Below are 2914 nucleotides of genomic sequence, written 5' to 3'. Positions count from 1 at the left end.
GGCTATGAGGGGGCGGTCTATAAAAATGTCTTCGGGACCTATTTGCATGGCCCTGTGCTCCCAAAGAATCCCTGGTTCACTGATCTGCTGATTACACGTGCCCTGGCTCGGCGCTATGGACATGTTGAACTACCGCCTCTGGATGATTCGACTGAGCAAGCGGCCCACGCGGCAGCTTTCAAACTGGCAATGGCTTTTAAGGGGACAGTTTCGGCGATCGATGCTACCCCCTGGCGAGAACGTCTCTCCTCCGGCTCTCCCCCGCGTTCCCTTTAGCTCGAGCGTTCCCAGATCGGGAGAGCAGGAGGCTTTTGTCGCTGGGCTGGCTTCGTTCTGCCTGGCTGACCCGTCTCGTGCTCTATCTGTCGGAACACGAGCAGCGGCAGTTTCAAGGCCAAGGAGCAGCGGAACCAGCGCTTGATCATGTCACTGTGGCAAGAAGGGACTGTTGGAATGCCCTGGATGAAAGGGAGAGAAAAAGGCAAGAGAAGGTTATCATTGCTATTAATGAGCTGGCTGCTTATGAGTGCGTGGCTCGTGACGGCCTGCCAGTTGCCGCTCACAATCAGCATTACCGGAGTGGGAACACCCTCCCCTACGACGCTGGCCGCCACGGATGGAAGCAGCCGTCCGCTGGATCGCTGGCTCACGCTCACTACAGGTGTCGAGCTGCGCTACGAGCATTGGAAGGGGCCAAGTGGCAACGAGGATACGATTATGATCGCCCGCTTTGAGCCGCAACACGTTGCCTTGCGGGTGCTCTACAGTCCCTCGGCGCCGCACTTTATTAGCGATTGGCTCAAGCTAGAGAGAGGGGCGCTAGCGGTAGTCAACGGGGGCTACTTTAACGATCAGGGAGAGGCTACGGGCCTGGTGGTCTCTGATGGCCAGGTTTATGGTGCCTCCTACAGCGGCTTTGGAGGCATGCTCTACGTTGATAGCCAGGGGACCATTCATCTCCGCTCCTTAAGCCAATATCCGTATAGCCCTGGGGAACAGCTTCAGCAGGCCACCCAATCATCTCCCATGCTGGTCCTTCCTGGGGGGAAGCGTACCCAGTTCGATGCCGACGCATCGAGCAACCGGAGGACGGTCGTAGCCTTTGATAAGGAGGGGCGTCTCCTCTTCATTATCAGTCCCGAGGCTGCCTTCTCGCTGGATGAGTTCGATGATTTGCTGCTGGCCTCCGACCTGAATATTGATGTTGCTCTCAACCTTGATGGCGGCTCCTCAACGGGCATGTACCTCAATGCCGGAGGCCAGCGCGTCGGAGTGGATTCGCTGACGCCGGTGCCTATTGCTCTCGTGCTGCAACCGCGCTAGCGCCGGCTCTGGCCTGCAGTCCTCTAGGCTTGTTCGGTCAACGGTCCCGCGCTCTCCGAGCTGCAGAGCTGTAAAGCAGCTTGCCGGTGCGCAAGCTGCTCTCTGCTCTCCCTCTGGGGGCAGTAAGGCCTGGAGGTCTGGGATTGGTCAAGAGACGGCGCCGCAGACAGCGCTATCGGAGCAGACGAGTGAACTAGAGGCGTTTGCACTGTTTGCCGGCCAGGTCACACTCAATCGTGGCTTTCTGGAAGCGCTGGCTGACCACGTTCCCTTGTGTATAGTTGGGCATCCCAATTGGAAAGCCAAATTTGTCCAGACCGCCATTCTTGTCGAAGTAGCCCAGGATGGGAGGCGAGACACTGTAGCCTGTGTAGATGTAATAGCGACCGTGGTCAGGCGTCGGAATCGTATTGGTCTTCTTATCGCGGGCAAAGTAGTCCCAGTCATAGTCATAGGGAATAGCGTGCTGCAAATCGACGTCGTAGGGTGACACCCACTGGAAATTATCAAAGCCCCAGTTCATCAAATCGCGCATATCCGTCCACCAGTCTTTTGTGTTCATGGTCACCCCAATCAAGTGGCGATTATTGCGCGTGCACGAGACCACCTGAACAAAGTCAGTATTGCCGTCCCAGCCCGGTTTCCCGCCATCAGCGCCGGGGTACCACCAGAGAAACTGATTCCCGTTCACGAGATAGTGTTCTGCATGCTTGGAGGTCTTAGGAATGTGGTAGATACGGGTGTTGGCAATCTGATGGAGCGTAGGGTTGCTCATCGTATAGCGACCGAGCACTGCTAGATCATGCGCGCTGGAGTAGTGGCCGGTAGCCAGCAGGCCGCTGGGGTTCATGTAATGGGTGTCGTACATCCCCAGCTCACGGGCGCGCTGATTCATCATATCCACGAAGTGCTGATAGGAGCCACCGACTGCATCAGCGATCGCCACAGCAGCATCATTGCCAGAAGGCAGCAGAAGGCCATAGAGCAAGTCGCGCAGGGTATAAGTTTCGCCCTTCTTTAAGCCGAAAAGACTGCTATCGGGCGAGATATGCTGTTGAATATCACGATCGAGAGCGCTCGTGATGGTCACCTGCTGATCGAGATTGCCATGTTCCACGGCCAGCAGGGCGGTCATTAGCTTGGTAGTGCTTAGCATCGGCAGATGCATGAAGGGATTGTAAGCATAAAGTGTAGCCCCGGTGTCCATATCCATGAGGTAAGCCGCCGTGGCCAGAACAGGTGGAGGAGGGTGATCAGTATCGCTGGGAATGATCACCAGTTGATGAGGATTAACGGGGGCCTGGTTCAGCGGCGTAGCCGCCACGGTGGCTGTGTTGCGTTGCACACTGAGACCCAGCGGCTTGGGGGCTGCAAGCCAGCTAACCAGCAGCGGAATAAGTGAGACAAGCACAACCATAATGGCGGCGCAAAGCAAAAGGAACGTTTTGTTATGGCTCAGATCATTCAAGCGGCGCATCAAGCTCTGAGCGGAGAAAGAATGAGTTGCTGGAGGCGGAGAAAGAGGGGGAGCTGGGCGCTGGCGGCCAGGGCCGGCCCTAGCGGGGGAAGGGAGGCGTTGCCGTCTTGGGCC

2 protein-coding genes and 1 pseudogene are annotated in these 2914 nt (G+C 57.0%); 2 read left to right on the top strand and 1 reads right to left on the bottom strand.

The window, feature by feature from the left end:
- Positions 1-276, top strand: a pseudogene (locus IRZ24_RS18880) (hypothetical protein); the annotation flags it as partial.
- Between the two features lie 246 nt (positions 277-522).
- A complete protein-coding gene (locus tag IRZ24_RS18875; protein ID WP_297167841.1) occupies positions 523-1323 on the top strand; it encodes a phosphodiester glycosidase family protein in 801 nt (266 codons plus the stop codon).
- A gap of 193 nt (positions 1324-1516) precedes the next feature.
- Here the strand turns inward: IRZ24_RS18875 and IRZ24_RS18870 are convergent, their stop codons facing one another.
- A complete protein-coding gene (locus tag IRZ24_RS18870) occupies positions 1517-2791 on the bottom strand; it encodes a serine hydrolase (protein ID WP_297167838.1) in 1275 nt (424 codons plus the stop codon).
- Positions 2792-2914: the final 123 nt, after the last annotated feature.

This window comes from Thermogemmatispora sp., from assembly GCF_019683755.1.
Lineage (GTDB): Bacteria > Chloroflexota > Ktedonobacteria > Ktedonobacterales > Ktedonobacteraceae > Thermogemmatispora.
This window is presented reverse-complemented; position numbering and strand designations above follow the sequence as displayed.